This window comes from Sphingobium trunci, assembly GCF_022664535.1.
Classification (GTDB): Bacteria; Pseudomonadota; Alphaproteobacteria; order Sphingomonadales; family Sphingomonadaceae; genus Sphingobium.
Genome location: NZ_JAKUJY010000039.1, coordinates 1 through 22,175, shown reverse-complemented (window position 1 = coordinate 22,175; position 22,175 = coordinate 1). Strand labels below are relative to the sequence as shown.

The window sequence follows — 22,175 nt, the reverse complement described above, 5'->3', positions numbered from 1 at the left end:
TTCAATATTGTTCGCCGACCATCTCCTCGCTTTTCGCCCACAGCGCCTTGGCGCGTTCGGGGTCGAGGGCATAGCTGCGGACACCGCCTTGCGTCGCGTCGCCGTTTTCGATGACGGCCGCGACACGGCAATCTTCGCTGTACCGCCCGCCGATCTCGTCCGCATCGGCGACGACGCCCACCCAAACCGACGTGGCGGCGCCTTGCGGCACGGTCTTCCATTGGAAATCCGTCGTGCCTTTCGCCATCCGCTCCTGGAGCGGCTTCATGAGACGTTCGACCGTCTCCGGCGTCATGTACCGGCCAAGCTCGGTATGAATGCCGCCGGGATGGAGCGCGGCGCCGCGCACCCCCCGTTCGCGATGGCGACGGTCGAACTCGACGGCGAAGAGGATATTGGCCGTTTTCGCGCGGCCATAGGCGATCAGTTCGTCATAGGGGGTGCGCTCGAACCCGGGATCGTCGAGGTCGACATCCGCGAAGCGATGGCCCGAAGACGCTACGCTGACGAAGCGACCGCCCGGCCTGAGGAGTGCCGCGATCCGGTTGACCAGCACGAAATGGCCCAGATGGTTGACACCGAACTGACTCTCGAAGCCGTCCGCGGTGCGCGCGAAGGGGCAGGCCATGATTCCTGCATTGGCGATCACCAGATCGAAGGGACGGCCATCGGCGACCAACGCATCGGCGCAGGCCCTGACACTGGAGAGCGACGCAAGATCGAGTTCGACCAGTTCGAACGCCGCCTTGATCCCGACGGTCGCGGCCCGTGCCTTTGCCAGATCCCGCGCTGTCCCGACGACCTCGGCGCCATGCGCGGCAAGAGCGCGCGCCGTTTCGACGCCCAGACCCGCCGACACGCCGGTGACGAGCGCACGCTTGCCCGTCAGATCGACACCGGCCAGCACATCGTCGGTGGTCGACTGCGCATTGAACTCCGTTTTCATATCCTCGTCCCTTCCTGTTCCGATCTGTTCAGCGCCGGAAAGCCAGGCCCCGGCCCGGCTCCCGTCCATTTCCTTTCCGCCAGAACAGGCGGCATTCATGTCCCATGCGGCCGGACGAGATATTTCTGATCGGTTCCCCGCCGGGCATAGGCTTCGATCACCTCCGGCGCGAGCGCATCGCGCAACGAGATAGAATGCGCATAATGCGACGCGAAGGTGGTTTTCAGTTCCCTCCTGACACGCGCCCGCATGTCCTCCGCCACCTCCGCAGGGCGGCCTTTCAGGAACAGCGGCATCGCCCAGGCGCCCGCACCCCAGGCAAGACCGAAATCATGCGCGAAAATGGTGGGGCCGGAATCGAGCGCGCCATAGAAATAGACCTGCTTGTGAACGATCGATCCATAACGATGATAGGCGGACTGGCTGGATGTGATGACCTTTTCCATGCAGCTCAATATCCGGTCCGCCAGATCGCCGCCCCGAATGGCGTCGAACAGGATGGTCGCGCCGGTCGCGGCGATCGCGGCGGACAGGTCTTCGGTGAAGGACGGGGCGCTGGTGTCGCACACATGGACGGCACCCATGCCGCGCAGCATCTCCGCCTGCTCGGGCCGCCGGACGATATTGACCAGGTCCACGCCATCCTGAAGGCAGATGCGGTTGAGCATCTGCCCAAGGCTGGACGCCGCCGCCGTGTGGATCAGCGCGCGATGCCCCTCGGCACGCATGCAGTCGATCAGCGCCAGCGCCGTCACCGGGTTGATGATCGCGCCGGCGCCTTCTTCGAATGTCACGTCATCGGGCAGCACCAGACATTCGGACGCCCGCGCCGCGCGATATTGCGCGTACATGCCGCCCGCGAACACCGCGACTCGCTTGCCCAGCAGATGTCGTCCCTGCTCCCCTGCGTCCACCACGGTTCCGGCGCCCTCATTTCCCGTCGGGAGCGATGCTCCGACCCGAGCCTCAAGCCGCTGAAAGACCTGCGGCGGCAAGGGCATCCGGACAGAGGGGTGATCCGCTGTCCCGCCGGGACGCGCCCGCAACGGATCGGCTTCGGCCAGCATAACCTGTATGTCTGACGGGTTGAGCGGCGCGGCTTCCACGCGGATCAGAACCTGTTCCGCCCGCAAGATCGGGATCGGAACGTCGCGCAGGGACAGTTCGAGCATGGCATCGGTCGTCACCGTCGAGTGAAGTTGAAGCATCGATCCCGACGAAATCACCATCCTGCCTCTCCCCTTATCCTGACCATCACTGGACGCATATCGGGTAGAAGGCAATCATAGTCTCGGAAGCCTATCAGGTTATGAAGTTCCAAGGGTCGGGACTGACGGATCAGATCGGATCGGGAAAATTGCCCTTCGAGATCGTCAAATCTTTCCACTGCCCGGTGCTTCCGAGCCACGTCCTGCCACATCATCACGTGCTGGAGCCAAATCATCGGCAAAACAGGGCCAGTGGGAAAGGGCGGCTTTTCTCCCTTGCGCGACTGCGATAGATGCTTGGCGATGAGCGGGATCTTGGTTCGGATGCGGCCCTGCGTGCTGGGGGCCGCAATGGCGCTGGCGGCCTGTGGCGGGGGAACGAAGTTCCGGCCGGTGAGCGACGTGCCGGTGCGAGTGGGCAAGCCCTATACCGTACGGGGCGTGACTTATGTGCCCGCTGCCGACCCGACTTATGATTATCTGGGCTATGCCAGCTGGTATGGGAATGAAAGCGGCAACCGTACGGCCAATGGCGAGCGCTTCGTTCCCAAGGCAGTGACGGCGGCGCACACGACCCTGCCATTGCCCAGCTATGTCGAGGTGACGTCGCTGGAGACCGGGCGGACGATCCTGGTGCGGATCAACGATCGGGGGCCTTTTTCGGGGCGGGGGCGCATCATCGACCTGTCGCGCGGGGCGGCGGAGCAACTCGGGATCAGGGCGGTGGGTCAGGCGGCGGTGCGGGTGCGCGTGGTCGAGCCGCCGGAGAAGGATCGCAGGAAATTGCGCGAGGGGAAGGGCGCGCCCGCGCGGCCCGTCGTCGATGGGGAGACATTGGCCTATTTGCGGGCGCAACTGGCGGCCGAAGGGCGCTGATCGGGCGCGGATGTCGTTCGTCGATCATGGTTTGCTGTTCGTCGCCGGTAGATGCCGCCGGGCGCGACCGGTAGGGCGATCATCGAATGGAAAAAACAGCTTCTTTGCAATGGCGTTATGATGCTGGACAAGGAAGCGATGCGACGATGCGCTGCCCGGCACGGAATGGGCCGATCTGCACCGTCACGCTGATAACAGTTTCAAAGAGATCCCGGAGAGCCCGACAGCTTCCTGGATGCACCCCCGGCCCATCCCTTGCGCCGGGGGTGCTTTTTTATATGCGTTCCTTTTTGAACATTTGTAATTTTACGCTAGGGAAAGCTTGTTTTGTTGACGTAAAATTGTCGTTCGTCCGATCCTGACGGTATTTCGTCGAGACGAACGCCATCCGCCGATGGCTCTCGCCGCCGGTCGAAAGCGAAAAGCAAGGCAATCGCAATCGGAATAGACAGGATGGGCGAAGACAAGCAGGCGATCTTTCGTCTTTTCAAGGCCCGCTCTTCTCTTCGCTTGCGGTCTGCCCAATGCCCCCTGGGGTGGCCGGCCGTTCAAAGCATAATGTTGAGGAGACTTTGCCATGAACACCGCCAAGATGATCGCCGCCTTCGCCATGCTGGCGGCTGGAACTGCCGGTACCGCCTATGCTACGGAATTTGAATCGAACGGCATCACCTCCAACGTCCACTATCAGGATCTGGATCTGTCGAAGGCGGCCGACCAGCGGGCGCTCAACGCCCGCATCCGCCGGGCTGCCGTCAAGGTGTGCCCGGACAATGTCAGCGCGACCGCGGTCAAGAAGTGCCAGATCGCTGCCATCGCGCATGTGCGTGGTGACATGGAAACCGCAATTGCCCGGGCGGAAACGCGCGAGCATTATGCCGATCGCGGACATGACGCGCCTCTGGGGGCCGGTAACTGAACCGCCATCATGTTTTCAGAGGAAGGAGGGCCCGGTCGGTGACCGGGCCTTCTTTTTGTGGTCGTGGCGAGATCGGGCAATTTTGGGCGTAGAAATCCTACCCACTCTCGATGGGGAGGGATTCTTCTACGTCCGTCTTCCATCCACGCACGCCTGCGCCATTATCCGCCGCCCGGCGCGTTATGGCCTCCCGCGGGAACCGGACCGCCGCTTTGCGCATGGGCATGGTCGGGATTGCTGTCCCAGTCGATATGATAGAGGTCGAAACGCCGGTCGCGCAGGTTGCGCACCGTGCCTTCCGCCCGCGCCCAGCTGAGGTCGGCGAGGTTCACGTCCGCCATCGTCAGCGTCTCGACATTTTCCGTCGACTCCGCCGCGATGCCGTCGCGCGCGAAGGGCAGGTCGCAGGGGGTCAGGATCGCACTTTGGGCATATTGGATGTCCATATTGTCGACATTGGGCAGGTTGCCGACATTGCCCGACATCACGACATAGCATTGGTTCTCGATGGCACGTGCCTGGGCGCAATAGCGCACGCGCATATAACCGAGCCGGGAGTCGGTGCAGAAGGGTACGAAGATGATCCGCGCGCCCTGATCCACCAGTCGCCGCGCCAGTTCCGGAAACTCGCTGTCATAACAGATGAGGACGCCGATCGGCCCACAGTCGGTCTGGATCACGTCCAGCGAATCGCCGCCCTTGATGTTCCACCAGAAGGCTTCGTTGGGCGTGGGGTGGATCTTCTCCTGCGTATGGACCGAGCCGTCCCGCAGGGCGACATAGGCGATATTCTGGATATCCCCGTCCTCAGCGCGGGTCGGGTGGGAACCGCCGATGATGTTGATATTATATTCCAGCGCCATCCGCGTCAGTTCCTTCGTTAGGCGCGGGGTGTAACCGGTGAGCTTGTCGATCGCCTCGATCGGATTGAGCTTCTTCGTCTCGAAGGAAAGCAGGGGCAGGGTGAAGAGTTCGGGGAAGACGATGAAGTCCGAACGGTAGTCCGCGGCGACATCGACGAAATATTCGATATTGCGGACGAACTCGTCAAAATCCTTCACCGCGCGCGCCTGAAGCTGGCAGGTGGCCAGGCGGACGCTTTCCACGCCGCGCGGCACCCGCATTTCGGGCGCTTCGTCGGGATCGACATAGGGATTGCGCCACACCAGATGCGCGGCGTGGCCGTCCGACTGCCTGTCTTCCGGAAGGTAATTTTCGAGCACCCCCAGCGGCTCGAACTGGTTCTTGAGCTGGAAGCTGATGACCTGGTCGCGCAGCTTGCCGGTGACGACCTTGTCCAGATAATCCGCCGGTCCCTGGACGCGCCGTTTCGTTCGGGCATAGCCCGGCATCCGCCCGGCGATGACGATGCCGTGCAGGTCGAGTTCCTCGGCCAGTTCCTTGCGCTCGTCGTAAAGGCGCTGGCCGATGCGCAGGCCGCGCAGCTTGGGATCGACCGCCATTTCATAGCCATAGAGCCATTCACCCGCCGCGCTGTGGCGCGTGCCGAAGCCGTTGGCGGTGATCTCTTCCCAGTCATGCGGGGAAAAGGCCATGCTCTTGCTGACCCGCATGGTCGCGCAATAGCCCACCACCTTGCTGTCATAGAGGGCGACGAAGCAGCCGGTCGGGAAATTGTTGATCTGGCCGCGCAGCGTGGCCAGCGAATAATTGGGCATACCCGGATAGACGCGGGCGATGAGGCGCTGGATGCCGCGCACGTCCGCCGGAACAGCCGCGCGAACCTCCAGGCGTTTCTTGGTCGTGGTCGTCATCGCTCTGCTCCCGTCCGGGCCTGTTCATGGAAAAGGCGGCGCCGGGATGCGGCGCCGCCTCGTTCCGTTTCCGTATTGAACCTGGAAAGCGAAGATCAGTTCCACTTGCCCATGGCTTCTTCCAGGTTCACGCGGATCGCCTCGAAGAACTGCTCGGTGGTCATCCAGGCCTGATCGGGGCCGATCAGCAGTGCCAGGTCCTTGGTCATCGCGCCGCTCTCCACGGTTTCGACGCAGACCTTTTCCAGCGTTTCGGCGAAGCGGGTGACGTCCGGCGTCTCGTCGAACTTGCCGCGATAGGAAAGGCCTTGGGTCCAGGCGAAGATCGACGCGATCGGGTTGGTCGAGGTCTGCTTGCCCTGCTGGTGCTGGCGATAGTGGCGGGTGACGGTGCCGTGCGCGGCTTCGGCCTCGACCGTCTTGCCGTCGGGCGAGAGCAGCACGGAGGTCATGAGGCCGAGCGAGCCGAAGCCCTGCGCCACCGTGTCCGACTGGACGTCGCCGTCGTAATTCTTGCAGGCCCAGACGAACTTGCCGCTCCACTTGAGCGCGGAAGCGACCATGTCGTCGATCAGGCGGTGTTCGTAGACAGCGCCGACGGCCTTGAACTGCTCGGCGAATTCCTTGTCGAACACTTCCTGGAACAGATCCTTGAAGCGGCCGTCATAGGCCTTGAGGATCGTGTTCTTGGTCGACAGATAGAGCGGCCAGCCGCGGCCGAGGGCATAGTTCATGCTGGCGCGGGCGAAATCGCGGATCGAATCGTCCAGATTGTACATGCCCATGGCGACGCCGGAGCTGGGGAAGTTGAAGACGTCCTTCTCGATCTTCTCGCCATTGGCGCCGTCCCACACCATGCGCAGCTTGCCGGGGCCGGGGACCAGGAAGTCGGTGGCGCGATACTGGTCGCCGAACGCGTGGCGGCCGATGACGATCGGGTCGGTCCAGCCGGGTACCAGGCGCGGCACGTTGCGGATGACGATGGGTTCGCGGAACACCACGCCGCCCAGGATATTTCGGATGGTGCCGTTGGGCGACTTCCACATTTCCTTCAGGCCGAATTCCTCGACACGGGCTTCGTCGGGGGTGATGGTGGCGCACTTCACGCCGACGCCATGTTCCTTGATCGCATTGGCGGAATCGATGGTGATCTGGTCGTTGGTCTCGTCGCGCTTCTCGACACCCAGGTCATAATATTTGAGGTCGATGTCGAGATAGGGGAGAATGAGGCGCTCGCGGATCCACTGCCAGATGATCCGCGTCATTTCGTCGCCGTCGATCTCCACGACGGGGTTCTTCACCTTGATCTTAGCCATAGCGCCTGTTCCGCTTTCTTCGTTCGGGTGGAATTTGGGGAACGCCGTAGGCAAAGCGACGGCAATGTTCAACTGCGCAGTGCATCGGGCGGCGAGGTTTGCGCGACAGGATCATTTCATGGGGCTGGAGCGGGATCGGCCGTTGTCACTGTAACAGACTGTGCCTAAAGACACTGGCCATGGAAAATGACGAACTGACCGTCGCGCTGGGCGGCAATGTGAAATGGCGTTTCCCCTCCGTGCATCCGGAGGGCATGAAATTCGGCCTGATCGCGGTGGCGATCACCGCCCTGCTGTTCCTGGTGGGCTGGACCATTCCAGCCTGGCTCATGGTGATGGTGTCGATATGGGTCTTCGCCTTCTTCCGCGATCCGGTGCGCGCTGTGCCGCAGGACGACCGTGCCATCGTGGCGCCCGCCGACGGGCTTGTGACGCTGATCCAGCGGGTGCCGCCGCCGCGCGAGTTGGCAGGACCGGACGGGCTGGGCGACCAGCCGATGATCCGCGTGTCGATCTTCATGAGCGTGTTCGACGTCCATATCAACCGCACGCCGATCGGTGGGACGGTGAAGTCGGTGGTCTATATTTCCGGCAAGTTCCTCAATGCCGATCTCGACAAGGCGAGCGAGGATAATGAGCGGCAGCACATCCTGGTCGAGCGGCATGATGGCGTGCGCATCGGCTTCACCCAGATCGCCGGGCTAGTGGCACGGCGGATCGTGCCGTTCGTGAAGCCGGGCGACATGGTCGCGGCCGGGCAGCGCATCGGTCTGATCCGTTTCGGCAGCCGGGTGGACGTCTATCTGCCTGCGGGGACGGCGCCACGCGTGGTGCTGGGCCAGCGTACCGTCGCGGGCGAGACCATCCTGGGCCAGATGGGCGACATGCGGGTGATTTCCGGGATTCAGCAATGAGGCAGCGGCGCGCCATTCCGCGAGGCCTGCGCCGGGGGATCACCCTGCGGATGGTGGCGCCCAATGCCGTGACAGCGATGGCGTTGTGCTTCGGCCTCACCGGCGTGCGCTACGGCATTTCGGGAGATTGGGAGAGGGCGGTGCTCTCCATTCTGATCGCCGGGGTGCTGGACGGGCTGGACGGCCGGATCGCGCGGCTGTTGCGCGGAGAAAGCCGCTTCGGCGCGGAATTGGATTCGCTCTCGGATTCCATCGCCTTTGGCGTGGCGCCCGCGCTGATCCTCTATCTCTGGTCCCTTCATGCCATGCCGAAATTCGGCTGGATTTTCGCCTTGGCCCATGCGCTGTCCTGCGCGCTGCGGCTGGCGCGGTTCAACGCCAATATCGATGCGGATGTGCAGCCGCATAAGTCCGCGGGTTTCCTCACCGGCGTTCCGGCTCCGGCGGGAGCTGGACTGGCGTTCGTGCCGCTTTACCTCTGGCTTGTGACGGGGGAACCGTTGTTTCGCGAATGGTATGTGGTGGCGCCCTGGACGGCCTTTACCGCCTTCCTGATGATCTCCAACATCGCGACCTATAGCTGGTCGGCGCTGCGGCTGCGCAAGCGGATCAGGCTGGAGGCGATTGCCTTTGCCGGATTGCTGGCGGCACTGCTGATCACCGATCCCTGGCTGACGCTCCTGTTCATCTGCGCCGTCTATCTGGCGACCATTCCCTTCGGCATATTATCCTACGCCAAGGTGCTCCGGCAGCGATCCGAGGTGAAAGCCTGATAATCAGGCCGCGAGAGCGGCTGTCCTGAAGGCCGGAGCGGCCTTATGCGTTGCGGGGGCAGCACGGCGGCGGCTGATGCGCATGCGATAGACCGGCGCCTCCTGCGGGATCGGGGCGAAGGTCAGTGCAGCCACCATCTTGTCATGATAGGCCAGGAGCATGCCCAAGATGGTTCCTGCGGCGAGCAGGAACGACCCGATGAAAACCAGTGCTGCGATCAGTGCGAACATGAGGCATTCACTTTCTGTCTTGCCATTTGCACGGCTTGGTTCACTATAGGCATGCAAACGGCGGTAAACCGTTATTTGTTCCCGATGTTCTCTTTATGTTCCATCCGGAATGGAGAGTCAACCCCTTGCATTGATATTCCAGCGCGGCTAAAGGCGCGCCCATTCCACATGGGAATCGACATATCCGGTGCTGCGGCGTGCCGCTTCAGTTCCTGATTCCCAGAGGTGTAACCGGAAGGAGAATGATTATGGCGGCTCCTGTCGTCACCATGCACCAATTGATCGAGGCTGGGGCCCATTTCGGCCACCAGACCCACCGCTGGAACCCGCGCATGAAGCCGTACATCTTCGGCGAGCGCAACGGCATCCACATTCTTGACCTGTCGCAGACCGTGCCGCTGTTCGGCCGCGCGCTGGACTTCGTGTCGGCGACCGTCGCCGCCGGTGGCAAGGTGCTGTTCGTCGGCACCAAGCGCCAGGCGCAGGATCCCATCGCCGAAGCCGCCCGCAAGTCGGGCCAGCATTTCGTCAACCACCGCTGGCTGGGCGGCATGCTCACCAACTGGAAGACCATTTCGGGCTCGATCAAGCGTCTGAAGACCCTTGAGGAGAAGCTGTCGGGCGACACCCACGGCTTCACCAAGAAGGAAGTGCTCCAGATGACCCGCGAGCGCGAGAAGCTGGAACTGTCGCTGGGCGGTATCCGCGACATGAACGGCATTCCCGATGTCATGTTCGTGATCGACGCGAACAAGGAAGAGCTGGCGATCAAGGAAGCCAACACGCTGGGCATCCCGGTCGTCGCGATCCTCGATTCGAACGTCTCGCCCGACGGCATCGCTTTCCCGGTTCCGGCGAACGATGACGCCAGCCGCGCCATCCGCCTCTATTGCGACGCGATCGCCGCCGCCGCCACCAAGGGCAATCGTGGTGCGCAGCAGGCATCGGGCGTCGATCTGGGCGCTCTGGACGAGCCGGAAGCCGAAGAGGTCGCCGTCCAGGCCTGATCCGCGGTCTTCGAACTGCAAGAATGACAGGCTAGGGCGCGATCCATCGGACCGCGCCCTAGTGCGCATATAGAATTCGCATATATGAACCCCCAAGATTTTAGGAGCCGAAACATGGCCGAGATTACCGCTGCCGCCGTCAAGGAACTGCGCGACCGTTCGGGCGCGGGCATGATGGATTGCAAGAAGGCGCTCACCGAAGCCAATGGCGACATCGAAGCGGCAACCGACTGGCTGCGCGCCAAGGGCCTGGCCGCTGCGCAGAAGAAGTCGAGCCGCACCGCCGCTGAAGGCCTGGTCGGCGTCGCCGTCGCCGGCACCAAGGGCGTGGCCGTCGAAGTGAACAGCGAAACCGACTTCGTTGCCAAGAACGACCAGTTCCAGGATTTCGTCCGCACCGTTTCGGCCATCGCGCTGGAAAAGGGCGCGGCCGATGCCGACGCGCTATCGAACGCCGCCTATCCGTCGGGCGGCACCGTCGCCGAGAAGCTGGTCGCCAACATCGCCACCATCGGCGAGAACCAGACCCTGCGCCGCGTCGGCCAGGTCGAGGTGAGCCAGGGCGTGGTCGTTCCATACGTCCACAATGCGGCTGCTCCGGGCCTGGGCAAGATCGGCGTTCTGGTCGCGCTGGAAGGCGACGCCACGGCTGATGTTCTGGAGCCGCTGGGCAAGCAGATCGCGATGCACATCGCCGCGGCCTTCCCCCTGGCGCTGTCCTCGGCCGACATCGATCCGGCCCTGCTGGAGCGTGAGCGCGCCATCGCTGCCGAAAAGGCCGCCGAATCGGGCAAGCCCGCCGAAATCGTCGCCAAGATGGTCGACGGCGCGGTTGCCAAATATGCCAAGGAAAATGCGCTGCTCTCGCAGCTCTTCGTGATGGACAACAAGACCCCGGTTGCCGACGTCGTCGCCAAGGCGGCCAAGGAAGCCGGTGCCTCGATCACGCTGAAGAACTATGTCCGCTTCCAGCTCGGTGAAGGCATCGAGAAGGAAACGAGCGATTTCGCCGCTGAAGTGGCTGCTGCCGCTGGCGTTTGATTGGACAGGACGTTCGCTTCCGGCGGTGTCGGGAGGCTGAGGCTTCTCGACAAGTCCGGAGGGGACGCTAAGGAAGGTCAGGGTTTAAAACCCGGCTTCACAATATGGCGCGCACTGCCTAAGGTGCGCGCCATTTCCTTGCCCATTCATAAATGGAATATTGCCCCGCATGACCCGGCCTGCCTTCAAGCGCATCTTGTTGAAACTCTCGGGCGAAGTGCTGATGGGGCAGGGCCAGTTCGGCATCGAGCCGGAAACCGTGAACCGGGTCGCGGGCGAAATCGCGGCGGCCAAGAATGCCGGGTTCGAGCTTTGCGTCGTTGTCGGCGGGGGCAATATCTTCCGTGGGCTGGCGGGCGCGGCCAAGGGCTTCGACCGGGCGAGCGCCGACTATATGGGCATGCTGGCCACGGTGATGAACGCGCTGGCGGTGCAGAATGCGCTGGAAAAGCTGGGCTATGATACCCGCGTTCAGTCGGCCATTCCCATGGCATCGGTCTGCGAACCCTATATCCGGCGCAAGGCGGTGCGGCACATGGAGAAGGGCCGGATCGTCATCTTCGCGGCGGGCACCGGCAGTCCCTTCTTCACCACCGACACCACGGCGGCTTTGCGGGCGGCCGAAATGAACTGCGACGCGCTGTTCAAGGGCACCAGCGTCGACGGCATCTACGATGCCGATCCCAAGAAAGTGCCTGAAGCCGTGCGATATGAGGAAATCGGCTTCGATCAGGTGCTGAACGACAACCTCAAGGTCATGGACGCGAGCGCCATTGCGCTTTGCCGCGAAAACAATATCCCCATCGTCGTGTTCAACATCCGCGAAACCGGCAATCTGGCGAAGGTGCTGGCCGGTGACGGTGTGGCGACGATCGTGCAAAATCAGGAGCGCTGAAACAAAATGGCTCAATATGACAAGGCCGACCTCGAACGCCGCATGCACGGCGCCGTCGAATCGCTGAAGGGCGATCTGGCGGGCCTGCGCACGGGTCGCGCCAACATCCAACTGCTCGATCCGGTTACGGTCGAGGTCTATGGCGCCCATATGCCGCTCAATCAGGTGGCGACCGTTTCCGCGCCCGAACCGCGCATGCTGTCGGTCCAGGTGTGGGACAAGAGCAATGTCGGACCGGTCGACAAGGCGATACGGTCGGCGGGGCTGGGCCTCAACCCGATCGTCGACGGCCAGACGCTGCGCCTGCCGATCCCGGACCTGACCGAAGAGCGCCGCAAGGAGCTGGCCAAGCTCGCCAGCAAATATGCCGAAGGCGCGCGTGTCGCCGTGCGCAATGTCCGCCGGGACGGCATGGACAGCCTCAAGACCGACGAGAAGAAGGGCGAGATCAGCGAGGATGAGCGCAAGCGTCTGGAAACCGAGGTTCAGAAGCTGACCGACAGCACCATCGGGGATATCGATGCGGCGGCGGCGGCCAAGGAGAAGGAAATTCTCGGCCAGTGAGCCGGGGCTTTCCTTTCGCGGCCAAAGCACGCATCACTCCCTGATGGCCACCCAAGCCAAGCCCGATCTGACCAGCGGCGCGCCAGACCATGGCGCGCGTCACGTCGCCATCATCATGGACGGCAATGGCCGCTGGGCGAAGAAGCGGTTCCTGCCGCGTATCGCCGGGCACCGCGCCGGGGTGGAAGCGGTCCGCCGGGTCGCGCGGGCCGCGCAGGACATGGGGCTGGAGTGCCTGACGCTCTACGCCTTTTCCTCGGAAAACTGGAAGCGCCCCGCAAGCGAAGTCGCCGACCTCATGGGTCTGCTGCGACACTTCATCCAGTCCGACATTGACGAATTTCATGCCAATGGCGTTCGCCTGCGGGTGGTCGGTCATTATCAGGCGCTCGATCCGTCGCTGGTCGCGCTGATCGAGGGCGCGATGGAGCGGACGGCGGGCAATAGGGGGCCGATCATCGCGATCGCGCTCAACTATGGCGCACAGGACGAACTGGTGCGCATGGCCCGGATGCTGGCCTGCCGAGTGCAGGCCGGAGAGATCAAGGCGGAGGAGATCGGCTTGGCCGAGGTAGAGGGCGCGCTCTACACCGCAGATTTGCCGCCGCTGGACCTGATGATCCGCACCTCCGGCGAACAGCGTCTCAGCAATTTCATGCTGTGGCAGGCGGCTTATGCGGAACTCTATTTCACCGACACGCTCTGGCCCGATTTCGATGCATGCGCCCTGGCCGCCGCGCTCGATGCCTTTCGCCTGAGGGACCGCCGGTTCGGCGGGTTGTGACGTCCATGTCGAATGAGCTTCGCACCCGTGCGGTCGTTGGGGTCGTCCTGATCTGCATAGCTCTGGGCGCGCTGTTCGCTGGCGGCTTTCCCTTCTGGCTGTTGCTGGTGATCGCCGGAGTTCTGATGCAGGGCGAATGGGCGGACCTGATCGGCGTGTCGCCGGACAATCGCAAGCTCGCCATGTATGCGGTGTCGGTGCCGCTGGCGATCCTCTGTCCCTATGCCGCCGGCGTGTCCTGGCTGGCATTCGGGCTGATGGCGGCGGCTTTCTTCTTCATCGCGCAGGTGGGCCGTTCGGTGAAGCTGGCGCTGGGCGTACCCTATATATGTGTTCCGGTGATGGCTCTGCTGTTCCTGCGGGAACAGACTCCCAACGCCTATGGCCTGCTGTTGGCGCTGTGGGCGATGGGACTGGTATGGGCCACGGATATCGGCGCCTATTTTGCCGGGCGGTCGATCGGCGGTCCCAAGCTGGCGCCTCGCGTCAGCCCGTCCAAGACATGGTCGGGCCTGGGGGGCGGCATATTGGCTGCGTTGATGGTGGGTTTCCTCTTGTATCGTTTCGCGCAGTTGCCGATCCAGCTTGCCGCCGCCAGCGGACTGCTGGCGGTTGCGGCGCAACTGGGTGACCTGCTGGAAAGCTGGATGAAGCGGCGCGCCGGGGTCAAGGACAGCGGAACGCTGCTGCCGGGCCATGGCGGCGTGATGGACCGATTGGACGGCGTTGTCGCGGCGGCGCCGCTGGCCGCGCTCTGCTATCTTCTGCTAATGGTGCCTTGATGCGGAAAATTTCGATCTTTGGCGCCACCGGATCGGTCGGCACGTCGACACTGGATCTGATCCAGCGAGAATCCGACGCGTGGCAGGTGATCGCGCTCACCGCCCACAGCGATGTCGCCGGTCTTGCCGCGGCGGCCCGGCAGAGCAATGCCCGGCTCGCCGTGATCGGCGACGAGACGCGCTATGAGGCTTTGAAGGAAGCCTTGAGCGGATCGGGCATTGAAGCGGCGGCGGGAGAGGCCGCGCTGGTCGATGCGGCGCAGGCCGGAGCCGACTGGAGCATGGCGGCGATCGTCGGTTGCGCCGGGCTGCGCCCGACCATGGCGGCGCTGAAGGCCGGTGGCACGGTGGCTTTGGCCAACAAGGAATCGCTGGTGTCGGCGGGCGCGCTGATGATGGATGCGGTGGCGGCATCGGGCGCCACGCTGCTGCCGGTCGACAGCGAGCATAACGCCATATTCCAGTGCCTTGCAGGTAGCCGTATCGAAGATGTGGCAAGGATCATCCTGACCGCGAGCGGCGGCCCGTTCCGCACCCGCAGCTGGGAGGAGATGCAGGCCATCACCCCGGCGCAGGCGGTGGCGCACCCCAACTGGTCGATGGGCGCGAAGATCAGCGTCGACAGCGCCACGATGATGAACAAGGGTCTTGAACTGATCGAGGCGGCGCATCTCTTCCCCGTGGGCCTCGACCGGATAGAGATCCTCGTCCATGCCCAGTCGGTCATTCATTCCATGGTCGAGTTTCGCGACCGTTCCACCCTGGCACAGCTCGGCTCGCCCGACATGCGCATTCCCATCGCCCATGCCCTGGCCTGGCCGGAGCGGATGGCGACGCCCTGCCAGCCGCTGGATCTGGCGCGGATCGGGCGGCTGGACTTCGAAGTGCCCGATGACGTGCGTTTCCCGGCTCTGCGGCTCGCCCGGCAGGCAGCGCAGGCGGGCGGTGTAGCGCCCGCCATATTGAACGCGGCCAATGAAGTCGCAGTCGCCGCTTTCCTTGATGGTGCCATCGGCTTCCTTGATATCGCCATGATTGTGGAGGATGTCCTGAACCGCTATAGCGCGCCTGTGCCCCGCCAGATCGACGATGTGCTGGAAGCGGACGCGCAGGCGCGTAAGATGGCTGGCCATGTGATGGAAAGATTGACCGCTTGATCCAGAATCCCGGTTTCCTGTTGACCATAGTCGCATTTGTGGCGGTCATCGGGCCGCTCGTCTTCGTGCATGAACTGGGCCATTATCTGGTAGGCCGCTGGTGCGGGGTGAAGGCGGAGGCCTTTTCCATCGGCTTCGGTCCGGAAATCGCGGCCTGGGTGGACAAGCGCGGCACCCGATGGCGCCTGGGCGCGTTGCCGCTGGGGGGCTATGTCCGCTTCAAGGGCGATATGAACGCCGCCAGCCAGATCGATCCGCGCTGGCTGGAAATGCCGGCTGCCGAACGGGCGCAGAGCTTCCCTGCCAAGCCGCTCTGGCAGCGCGCGGCCATTGTCGCGGCGGGCCCTGCAATCAATTTCCTCTTCGCCATCCTGATCCTGGCCACCTTCGCCTTCGTCCATGGCGAGAGCCGCACGCCCGCCGTCGCCGGGCAGGTGCAACCGGGCAGCGCCGCCGCCGCCTCCGGGATCGTCGCGGGTGACCGCATCGTTTCGCTCAACGGGCGGGAGATGGCGACCTTCGACGATATCCGCCTGTTCGCGCAAATCCGCCCCGGCGACCCCGTTGCCATCGTGATCGAGCGCAAGGGCCAACTCATCGAGAAGCAGGGCAGGGTCGGCGCGGTCGAAGAGGATGACGGCTTCGGCAACAAGTTCCGCATCGGCCGTCTGGGCATTGCCCCCGGAGAACCGGTGATCGAGCCGGTCAGCCTTGTCCGCGCGCCGGTCGTGGCGATCGAACGCACGGGCCAGATCGTCCGCACCATGGTGGAAACGCTGGGGCAGATCGTCGGCGGCGGCCGATCGGTAAAGGAATTGGGCGGGCCACTCAAGATCGCGGAGGTTTCGGGTCAGGCGGCGACGCTGGGGCTGGAGAGCTTCGTCTTCTTCATGGCGCTCATCTCGATTAATTTGGGGTTCATCAACCTCTTGCCAATCCCCATGCTCGATGGCGGGCATCTGCTATTCTATGGGGTGGAGGCGATACAGCGGCGGCCGGTCAGTCCTCAGGTGCAGGAATGGGCCTACCGCTCCGGTCTGGCCGTCCTGCTGGCCATGATGGTGCTGGTAACATTCAACGATTTATCCTCTTTCGGGCTTTGGGAACGTCTGTCCGGCTTGATCGGCTGAACCGTATCGGGCAGGAGGACGCGATTTGGCGCCGTCTTTCCGGTTGTGAACGGATTGAGCCGGCATGAATGATATGTTGCTTTTTTGTAGAAGGTGGAGCGGGTGACAGCGATGATGAGCAGCAACAGGCAGCGCCCGGTCGTCGTGGCCCTGTTGGCAACGACGATGATCGCGGGCATGTCTGCGGTGCCGGCAATGGCGCAGTCCGCGCCGCAGCCCGCTGTCCCGGCTCCCGTCCCGGTGGCGGCGCCTGCGGCCGGAACGATCCGCAATATTGCCGTGACCGGCATCCAGCGTCTGGAGCCGGACACGGTGCTGTCCTACACCAAGCTGCGCATCGGCCAGAGCTTCACGCAGGAATCGCTCGATCAGGCATTGCGCGACCTTTACGAAACGGAACTGTTCGCCGACGTCCAGATCCGCAACGACAACGGCGCTCTGACCATCGAGGTGAAGGAAAACCCGGTCATCAATCGTATCGTGCTGGAAGGTAATAAGCGCCTCAAGGAAGACAAGATACGTCCTGAAATAAAACTGGCGCCGCGCCAGATCTATACCCGCTCGAAAGTGCGCGCCGACGTCGCCCGCATCATCGAACTGTATCGCCGCCAGGGCCGTTTTGCCGCTACGGTCGAACCGAAGATGGTGCAGCTCGACCAGAATCGCGTCGATATCGTGTTCGAAATCTCGGAAGGGCCCAAGTCCAAGGTCCGCCAGATCAACATCATCGGCAATGAGAAATTCAAGGACGGTGAACTGCGCAGCCAGATGGTCACCAAGCAGTCGCGCTGGTTCCGCATCTTTTCGTCCGGCACCAGCTATGACCCCGATCGTCTCGCCTATGACCAGCAGAAGCTGCGCCAATTCTACCTGACCAACGGCTATGCGGATTTCCGCGTGATCTCCGCCGTGGCGGAACTGACGCCGGACAAGCAGGACTTCATCATCACCTATGTGGTCGAGGAAGGGCAGCGCTACAAGTTCGGCGACGTGAAGGTGAACAGCGACATTCGCGACCTGTCGGGCGATTCGCTGACCAAGATGCTGCCGATGAAGAAGGGGCAGTGGTATAACGCCAAGCAGGTCGAGGACACGGTCGATACGCTCAGCGAGACGGCAGGCCTGTTCGGCTATGCCTTTGCCGACGTCCAGCCGGACTTCAACCGCGACAAGGACACGCTGACGATGGGGATCGATTTCCGCATCGCCAACGCGCCTCGCGTCTATGTCGAGCGGGTGGATATCAACGGCAACACGCTGACGCAGGACAAGGTGGTGCGCCGCGAATTCCGCCTGGCGGAAGGGGATGCATTCAACAGCTTCCTGGTGAAGCGCTCGAAGGACCGCATCAATTCGCTCGGCTTCTTCCAGGAGAAGCTGGATATCGAGCAGAAGCCCGGTTCCGCGCCCGACCGTATCGTGCTGGAAACCAACGTGCAGGAAAAATCGACCGGTGAACTGTCGCTCTCGGCCGGTTTCTCGTCGCTGGAACGCTTCATCGTGTCGGCGTCGATCACCCAGCGCAACTTCCGCGGCAAGGGGCAGGAACTGCGCACCAGCGTCAACTATTCGGCCTATAGCAAGTCGGTGGAACTGGGCTTTACCGAGCCTTATTTCATGGACCGGAACATCGCGCTGGGCGGCGACATCTATCGTCGCGATCTCAACAGCTTCAACTATCTCAACGGCAATACGCGCAACACGACCTATCAGCAGGTAACGACCGGCGCCCAGTTGCGCATGGGCGTTCCGCTGACCGAATATATGTCGCTGGCGCTGCGCTATACGCTGAACTTCGACAATGTGACGCTGGACAAAGCCACCTATTATACCGACAACAACAACGACGGCACATTGGGCAACAGTTCAACCGACACCTGCGATCCCATCCGCGCGGGCCGGTATCTTTGCGACGCGATCGGCAAGCGCACCACGTCGATGGTCGGATATTCGCTGATCTACGATACGCGTGACAACCGCATCCGTCCGACGCGAGGCAATAATGTGGTCCTCAGTCAGGATTTCGCCGGTCTGGGCGGCAGCGTGAAATATGTTCGTACCCGGCTCAACGGTTCGAAGTACTGGCCGGTCGGCGGCGGTTTCATCTTCTCGCTTTCGGGCGAGGGCGGATATATCCACAGCCTGGAGGGCCAGCGCACGGATGCGACAGGGGTGCTGGTCGATCCGGTCCGGCTCACCGACCGTTTCTTCCTGGGCAATCCGCAGATTCGCGGTTTCGATATCCGCGGCGTCGGGCCGCGCATCGTCCGCCGCTATTATACCACGACCGAGAGCGGCAACACATTCACGGGTGTTGAGACGACCGGCAGCAACAACCGGGCCGATGACGCGCTGGGCGGGCGCATTTATTATCTCGCCCATGCCGAGATGGAAATTCCGATCGGCTCGGGCGCGCGTGAAATGGGGCTGCGTCCGTCGGTGTTCGTGGATGCGGGCGCGGTCGGTGGCTTGAGGAATCCAGGCCTGATCAACGGCACTGGCGAGTTCCAAGGCTATTGCTCATCCACGACCAATACTGCCCTCCCAGTGGTCAAGGCCGGCGGAACCGTCACGGCGCCCACCTGCGACACGGCGGCCGGCTACAACACCGTTTCGGGCGGATTCAAGGAACAATATCTCGGCGACACGCTCAAGCCGCGCGTGTCGGTGGGCTTCGGCGTCAACTGGAACTCGCCCTTCGGGCCGTTCCGCATCGATATCGCCAAGGCCCTGCTCAAGGAACCAGGGGACGACACTCAGCTCATTAGCTTCAACGTAGGGACTCAATTCTGATGAAGACGATTTTCAAGGCCGCGGCGCTGGTTCTGGCGCCCATGACTGCCATGGCGCTGACCAGCGTTCCGGCTGCCGCCCAATCGAAGACCGGCATCGCCGTCGTCGACCTTCAACGTGCCGTTGCCACCAGCGCCGCCTATTCGGCTGCGCGCACCCAGATCCAGACCACCTACAAGGCGCAGATCGACAGCTTTACCGCCCGCAAGAATGCGATCGACGCTGACCTGAAGGCCAAGGGCACCGCGCTGGAGGTGGCGATGAAGGCCGCCGGCGGCAAGCCGACCCCGGCGATCCAGACGCAATATGAAGCCTATCAGAAGGCCGGTCAGGAAGGGCAGGCCGAACTGCAGCGCATGGGCCAGCCGATCGCGCTCGCCAACGCCTATGTCGAGGAACAGATTTCGGCCAAGCTGTCCGATGCGCTGAAGTCGGCCATGAACAAGGCGAAGGTCGATCTGATCCTGTCGCCCGATGCGACCGTATCCTATCAGCCGACCGTCGACATCACGGATTCGGTTGTGACCGAACTCAACACGCTGGTGCCCAGCGTCGGCATCACGCCGCCCGCCGGCTGGCAGCCGGGCCGTCAGGGTCAGGCCGCCGCGCCTGCCGCTGCGCCCGCCAATCCGTCGCAGCAGCCGACCTCGCGCTGATTGCTCAATGACGGATCAGGTTGAAACGGCCGCCGACATCGGTCCCATCGATATTCGTGGGATCATGGCGGCGCTGCCGCACCGTTATCCGATGCTGCTCGTCGACCGCGTGGTCTCGCTCGTTCCCAACGGCGCGATCCACGCGGTCAAGGCGGTGTCGATCAACGAGAGCTTCTTCCAGGGCCATTTCCCCGGCCGCCCGATCATGCCGGGCGTGCTGATCGTGGAAGCCATGGCACAGGCCGCAGGCGTGCTGACGGTCGAGACGATGAACCTGCGCGGGTCGGGCAAGCTCGTCTATTTCATGAGCATCGACGGGGCGAAGTTCCGCAATCCGGTCGAACCGGGCTGCCTGCTCGACCTGCATGTGACCCTGCTGCAGATCCGCGGCCGGGTCTGCAAGTTCGAGGGCAAGGCGATGGTCGACGGCAAGCTCTGCGCCGAAGCCAATTTCGTCGCCATGATCGCCGATCCGCCGGTGGATTGAAGGGGAGGGGGACGGCCTTTTCCCGTCCCCTCTTGCTTTCGCGCGGATTCCCATGTAACCGCGCGCCTTCGCTATTTTTCGCATCCATGGCCGGTCGGAAACCGGCCCCTAGACGGAGCAGACCCATGAAGGCCGATACGCATCCCGATTACCACTTCATCACCGTCCAGATGACCGACGGCACCACCTTCCGCACCCGTTCGACCTGGGGCAAGGAAGGCGATACGCTGGCGCTCGACATCGATCCCAAGTCGCACCCGGCCTGGACCGGCGGCCAGCGCCAGCTGGAGCAGGGCGGCCAGGTGGCGCGCTTCAACAAGCGTTTCGGCGACCTCACGCTGAAGAAGTAATCGGCGCCTTCACAGGTTCGATAAGGAAAGGGCGCCCTTGCGGCGCCCTTTTTGTTGGCTGCCTTGGTCGCGGGGAAGACGGGAAGCGACGACCTGCCGCCATATTCGATGCCGACCCTGTAGGATTGGGGTGACATAGGTGACACGATGGAGTCCCGGGAAAGCGCCGTTTCCGGTCTCGCTTCCAACAGATTATGTTAAATTGTCAAAGAGCCGATCCAAGCCTAGCGTGGGCAGGGACCTGTAGGACAGGAAAAAAGAGAGGGGCGGGTTTGGGCCAGTTTCCGCCGCTTACTTGGCTTCATGCTGGTCTGCATAGCGGCCTTTGCAATTCATGCTGAGCAGTGGGGATGAAGCGTTTTTCAGATGCCCTGTTTAGCATTACCCACATCACGATATTATTCATCGCGGTTTGGGCGGGAAAGGCCTTTTTGGCGTTTTCGGTCCCCGCAGATCACGCCGCTAACGACCATTTGTTGCTGCTAGAGCCGCCAATTTCTCAACTTGCTTACGGCCGATAGGGCGGCCCCCAATCGGTCATCGCTTCCTCGCCATTCTGCAAGAACGGCCCTTCTTCCGAACCAAAATTGGTCCAGATGACAATTTCTATAATCCCATCGTTATCGATAAAATCCGTGATAAGCGGTGGCTCGTCAGGTCGAGGAAAATCGGACTCATAGAAGAAATACATTTCTTGCCCCGGTTCAAGCCGGTAGCGTTGTGTGGAAAGTTCGAATTTCACAAACTGCGGCCGACTACTACTGTTTTTTATGGTGTGTTTTAGTCGCGCCACTTGCATCTCCATCGTTCTGTGGCGTCCTATGTATCGTCAGCTTTCTCCGTCGTCCTCCCCAAAACGCGACCGTCGCAAATCCAACCGGCAGCGTCCTTCCCCGTCTGCAAATTGCTCCGCGTCGCCGGTTGGCCGCTGGTCCGGTTCGGCTTGGAAAGCAGTCCAGCGGCAGGCCACCCTTTGTCGCCCCTTGGCTCGACCGCCAACTTGTGCAGAAGCAGAAATTCGTGCAGCCCTCTGCGGGTTGAGGAGTTGATTAAATGAGTGTTGGCTGGCGGGACATCGCATTCCAAATTGAATCTCCGCTCGCGGAGGAAGCTATGGCTGCATGGACATGGCTATTTCCCGAACAATGGACACCTTTAGTTTGCTCGATGGTGGGCGGCATCTTTGTTCAAACGGCCAACGAATTGGTGCATTGGTTAGACACTGGAACAGGCCTTATCGAGCAAGTATCAGATAGCCGAGAACAGTTTGAAGCCACCCTCCGCTCAAACTCGCGATTAATGGACGAATGGTTTCTTCCCGGCTTGGTTGAGCAACTTCACGATGCAGGCAAATGTGCTGGATTAGGGCAATGTTATGCCTTTACCATCTTACCTATTTTTGCAGAAGGTAGATATGCGCCAGAGAATATGTTTGTCGCGCCGGTGCGAGAGCAAATCATAGGCATGGCGAATATTCATCAGCAGCTAAGCGCTGTCCCCGATGGTTCAACCGTTCGCATCGAAGTGACGGATTGAAAGCTCCGTCAGCTATCAGCGTTTGCCGCGCCGAA

The 22,175-nt window shown here is 62.4% G+C and carries 23 protein-coding genes; 17 read left to right on the top strand and 6 right to left on the bottom strand.

The window, feature by feature from the left end; genetic code table 11:
- Position 1: 1 nt before the first annotated feature.
- A complete protein-coding gene (locus tag MJ601_RS20765; protein WP_242130302.1) occupies positions 2-946 on the bottom strand; it encodes an SDR family NAD(P)-dependent oxidoreductase in 945 nt (314 codons plus the stop codon).
- 95 nt (positions 947-1,041) lie between these two features.
- Positions 1,042-2,175, bottom strand: a complete 1,134-nt coding sequence (locus MJ601_RS20760) for an alcohol dehydrogenase catalytic domain-containing protein (RefSeq protein WP_242130301.1) — start codon at positions 2,173-2,175, stop codon at positions 1,042-1,044.
- A gap of 282 nt (positions 2,176-2,457) precedes the next feature.
- On the opposite strand from MJ601_RS20760, the gene MJ601_RS20755 reads away from it, so the two are divergent.
- Both MJ601_RS20755 and MJ601_RS20750 read left to right on the top strand, forming a co-directional pair.
- Positions 2,458-3,030, top strand: coding sequence for a septal ring lytic transglycosylase RlpA family protein (locus tag MJ601_RS20755; protein ID WP_242130300.1), 573 nt, complete (start codon positions 2,458-2,460; stop codon positions 3,028-3,030).
- Between the two features lie 577 nt (positions 3,031-3,607).
- Entirely contained in the window at positions 3,608-3,949 is a 342-nt protein-coding gene (locus tag MJ601_RS20750) for a UrcA family protein (RefSeq protein ID WP_242130299.1), read from the top strand.
- 161 nt (positions 3,950-4,110) lie between these two features.
- On the opposite strand, the gene MJ601_RS20745 is transcribed toward MJ601_RS20750, so the two are convergent.
- Together MJ601_RS20745 and MJ601_RS20740 are read right to left on the bottom strand one after the other, a co-directional pair.
- Positions 4,111-5,724, bottom strand: a complete 1,614-nt coding sequence (locus MJ601_RS20745) for a carbon-nitrogen hydrolase family protein (protein ID WP_242130298.1) — start codon at positions 5,722-5,724, stop codon at positions 4,111-4,113.
- 95 nt (positions 5,725-5,819) lie between these two features.
- Entirely contained in the window at positions 5,820-7,040 is a 1,221-nt protein-coding gene (locus MJ601_RS20740; RefSeq protein ID WP_242130297.1) for an NADP-dependent isocitrate dehydrogenase, read from the bottom strand.
- A 179-nt stretch (positions 7,041-7,219) separates the two neighbouring features.
- Between MJ601_RS20740 and MJ601_RS20735 the strand changes: the two genes are divergently transcribed.
- Both MJ601_RS20735 and MJ601_RS20730 read left to right on the top strand, forming a co-directional pair.
- Positions 7,220-7,954: a phosphatidylserine decarboxylase gene (locus tag MJ601_RS20735; RefSeq protein ID WP_242130296.1), complete on the top strand. Its 735-nt coding sequence runs from the start codon at positions 7,220-7,222 to the stop codon at positions 7,952-7,954.
- On the top strand, positions 7,951-8,727 hold the full coding sequence (locus MJ601_RS20730) for a CDP-alcohol phosphatidyltransferase family protein (protein ID WP_242130295.1): 777 nt from the start codon (positions 7,951-7,953) through the stop codon (positions 8,725-8,727). Before MJ601_RS20735 ends, MJ601_RS20730 begins: the two co-directional genes overlap by 4 nt.
- Before the next feature lie 3 nt (positions 8,728-8,730).
- On the opposite strand, the gene MJ601_RS20725 is transcribed toward MJ601_RS20730, so the two are convergent.
- The gene (locus tag MJ601_RS20725) at positions 8,731-8,958 is read right to left on the bottom strand and encodes a hypothetical protein (RefSeq protein WP_242130294.1); all 228 of its coding nucleotides are present in this window, start codon (positions 8,956-8,958) and stop codon (positions 8,731-8,733) included.
- A 248-nt stretch (positions 8,959-9,206) separates the two neighbouring features.
- Here MJ601_RS20725 and rpsB point away from each other — a divergent pair, with 248 nt between their 5' ends.
- From rpsB to rpmE, 12 genes are all read left to right on the top strand, one after another.
- The gene (rpsB, locus tag MJ601_RS20720; RefSeq protein ID WP_242130293.1) at positions 9,207-9,965 is read left to right on the top strand and encodes a 30S ribosomal protein S2; all 759 of its coding nucleotides are present in this window, start codon (positions 9,207-9,209) and stop codon (positions 9,963-9,965) included.
- Positions 9,966-10,079: 114 nt separating this feature from the next.
- Positions 10,080-11,006 (top strand): translation elongation factor Ts, encoded by a 927-nt coding sequence (gene tsf / locus MJ601_RS20715; protein ID WP_242130292.1) that lies wholly within the window; start codon positions 10,080-10,082, stop codon positions 11,004-11,006.
- A 169-nt stretch (positions 11,007-11,175) separates the two neighbouring features.
- The gene (gene pyrH, locus MJ601_RS20710) at positions 11,176-11,901 is read left to right on the top strand and encodes a UMP kinase (RefSeq protein WP_242130291.1); all 726 of its coding nucleotides are present in this window, start codon (positions 11,176-11,178) and stop codon (positions 11,899-11,901) included.
- 6 nt (positions 11,902-11,907) lie between these two features.
- Positions 11,908-12,465, top strand: a complete 558-nt coding sequence (gene frr, locus MJ601_RS20705; protein ID WP_242130290.1) for a ribosome recycling factor — start codon at positions 11,908-11,910, stop codon at positions 12,463-12,465.
- Positions 12,466-12,508: 43 nt separating this feature from the next.
- Positions 12,509-13,249 carry a polyprenyl diphosphate synthase gene (gene uppS / locus MJ601_RS20700; RefSeq protein WP_242130289.1) on the top strand — a complete coding sequence of 247 codons (741 nt, stop codon included), beginning with the start codon at positions 12,509-12,511 and terminating at the stop codon, positions 13,247-13,249.
- 5 nt (positions 13,250-13,254) lie between these two features.
- A complete protein-coding gene (locus tag MJ601_RS20695; RefSeq protein WP_242130288.1) occupies positions 13,255-14,031 on the top strand; it encodes a phosphatidate cytidylyltransferase in 777 nt (258 codons plus the stop codon).
- Positions 14,031-15,188 carry a 1-deoxy-D-xylulose-5-phosphate reductoisomerase gene (locus MJ601_RS20690; protein WP_242130287.1) on the top strand — a complete coding sequence of 386 codons (1,158 nt, stop codon included), beginning with the start codon at positions 14,031-14,033 and terminating at the stop codon, positions 15,186-15,188. The genes MJ601_RS20695 and MJ601_RS20690 overlap by 1 nt, the downstream gene beginning before the upstream one ends.
- Complete coding sequence (gene rseP, locus MJ601_RS20685) at positions 15,185-16,318, top strand: RIP metalloprotease RseP (RefSeq protein WP_242130286.1); 1,134 nt, start codon at positions 15,185-15,187, stop codon at positions 16,316-16,318. The genes MJ601_RS20690 and rseP overlap by 4 nt, the downstream gene beginning before the upstream one ends.
- Positions 16,319-16,429: 111 nt before the next feature.
- The gene (gene bamA / locus MJ601_RS20680) at positions 16,430-19,111 is read left to right on the top strand and encodes an outer membrane protein assembly factor BamA (RefSeq protein ID WP_242130285.1); all 2,682 of its coding nucleotides are present in this window, start codon (positions 16,430-16,432) and stop codon (positions 19,109-19,111) included.
- On the top strand, positions 19,111-19,767 hold the full coding sequence (locus tag MJ601_RS20675) for an OmpH/Skp family outer membrane protein (RefSeq protein ID WP_242130284.1): 657 nt from the start codon (positions 19,111-19,113) through the stop codon (positions 19,765-19,767). Before bamA ends, MJ601_RS20675 begins: the two co-directional genes overlap by 1 nt.
- A 7-nt stretch (positions 19,768-19,774) precedes the next feature.
- Positions 19,775-20,254: a 3-hydroxyacyl-ACP dehydratase FabZ gene (fabZ, locus tag MJ601_RS20670; protein ID WP_242130283.1), complete on the top strand. Its 480-nt coding sequence runs from the start codon at positions 19,775-19,777 to the stop codon at positions 20,252-20,254.
- A gap of 125 nt (positions 20,255-20,379) precedes the next feature.
- Entirely contained in the window at positions 20,380-20,604 is a 225-nt protein-coding gene (gene rpmE / locus MJ601_RS20665) for a 50S ribosomal protein L31 (RefSeq protein ID WP_242130282.1), read from the top strand.
- 508 nt (positions 20,605-21,112) lie between these two features.
- Here the strand turns inward: rpmE and MJ601_RS20660 are convergent.
- Positions 21,113-21,409 carry a hypothetical protein gene (locus MJ601_RS20660; RefSeq protein WP_242130281.1) on the bottom strand — a complete coding sequence of 99 codons (297 nt, stop codon included), beginning with the start codon at positions 21,407-21,409 and terminating at the stop codon, positions 21,113-21,115.
- Between the two features lie 248 nt (positions 21,410-21,657).
- Here MJ601_RS20660 and MJ601_RS20655 point away from each other — a divergent pair, with 248 nt between their 5' ends.
- Complete coding sequence (locus tag MJ601_RS20655) at positions 21,658-22,140, top strand: DUF1851 domain-containing protein (RefSeq protein WP_242130280.1); 483 nt, start codon at positions 21,658-21,660, stop codon at positions 22,138-22,140.
- Positions 22,141-22,175: the final 35 nt, after the last annotated feature.

Coding starts and splice junctions, on each gene's coding strand:
- bamA (WP_242130285.1), top strand. CDS start 16,430: ATGATGAGCAGCAACAGGCAGCGCCCGGTCGTCGTGGCCCTGTTGGCA.
- MJ601_RS20730 (WP_242130295.1), top strand. CDS start 7,951: ATGAGGCAGCGGCGCGCCATTCCGCGAGGCCTGCGCCGGGGGATCACC.
- MJ601_RS20755 (WP_242130300.1), top strand. CDS start 2,458: ATGAGCGGGATCTTGGTTCGGATGCGGCCCTGCGTGCTGGGGGCCGCA.
- uppS (WP_242130289.1), top strand. CDS start 12,509: ATGGCCACCCAAGCCAAGCCCGATCTGACCAGCGGCGCGCCAGACCAT.
- MJ601_RS20765 (WP_242130302.1), bottom strand. CDS start 946: ATGAAAACGGAGTTCAATGCGCAGTCGACCACCGACGATGTGCTGGCC.
- MJ601_RS20725 (WP_242130294.1), bottom strand. CDS start 8,958: ATGTTCGCACTGATCGCAGCACTGGTTTTCATCGGGTCGTTCCTGCTC.
- MJ601_RS20735 (WP_242130296.1), top strand. CDS start 7,220: ATGGAAAATGACGAACTGACCGTCGCGCTGGGCGGCAATGTGAAATGG.
- MJ601_RS20740 (WP_242130297.1), bottom strand. CDS start 7,040: ATGGCTAAGATCAAGGTGAAGAACCCCGTCGTGGAGATCGACGGCGAC.
- MJ601_RS20695 (WP_242130288.1), top strand. CDS start 13,255: ATGTCGAATGAGCTTCGCACCCGTGCGGTCGTTGGGGTCGTCCTGATC.
- MJ601_RS20655 (WP_242130280.1), top strand. CDS start 21,658: ATGAGTGTTGGCTGGCGGGACATCGCATTCCAAATTGAATCTCCGCTC.
- pyrH (WP_242130291.1), top strand. CDS start 11,176: ATGACCCGGCCTGCCTTCAAGCGCATCTTGTTGAAACTCTCGGGCGAA.
- MJ601_RS20750 (WP_242130299.1), top strand. CDS start 3,608: ATGAACACCGCCAAGATGATCGCCGCCTTCGCCATGCTGGCGGCTGGA.
- frr (WP_242130290.1), top strand. CDS start 11,908: ATGGCTCAATATGACAAGGCCGACCTCGAACGCCGCATGCACGGCGCC.
- rpsB (WP_242130293.1), top strand. CDS start 9,207: ATGGCGGCTCCTGTCGTCACCATGCACCAATTGATCGAGGCTGGGGCC.
- MJ601_RS20760 (WP_242130301.1), bottom strand. CDS start 2,175: ATGGTGATTTCGTCGGGATCGATGCTTCAACTTCACTCGACGGTGACG.
- tsf (WP_242130292.1), top strand. CDS start 10,080: ATGGCCGAGATTACCGCTGCCGCCGTCAAGGAACTGCGCGACCGTTCG.
- fabZ (WP_242130283.1), top strand. CDS start 19,775: ATGACGGATCAGGTTGAAACGGCCGCCGACATCGGTCCCATCGATATT.
- MJ601_RS20660 (WP_242130281.1), bottom strand. CDS start 21,409: ATGGAGATGCAAGTGGCGCGACTAAAACACACCATAAAAAACAGTAGT.
- MJ601_RS20675 (WP_242130284.1), top strand. CDS start 19,111: ATGAAGACGATTTTCAAGGCCGCGGCGCTGGTTCTGGCGCCCATGACT.
- MJ601_RS20690 (WP_242130287.1), top strand. CDS start 14,031: ATGCGGAAAATTTCGATCTTTGGCGCCACCGGATCGGTCGGCACGTCG.
- rpmE (WP_242130282.1), top strand. CDS start 20,380: ATGAAGGCCGATACGCATCCCGATTACCACTTCATCACCGTCCAGATG.
- MJ601_RS20745 (WP_242130298.1), bottom strand. CDS start 5,724: ATGACGACCACGACCAAGAAACGCCTGGAGGTTCGCGCGGCTGTTCCG.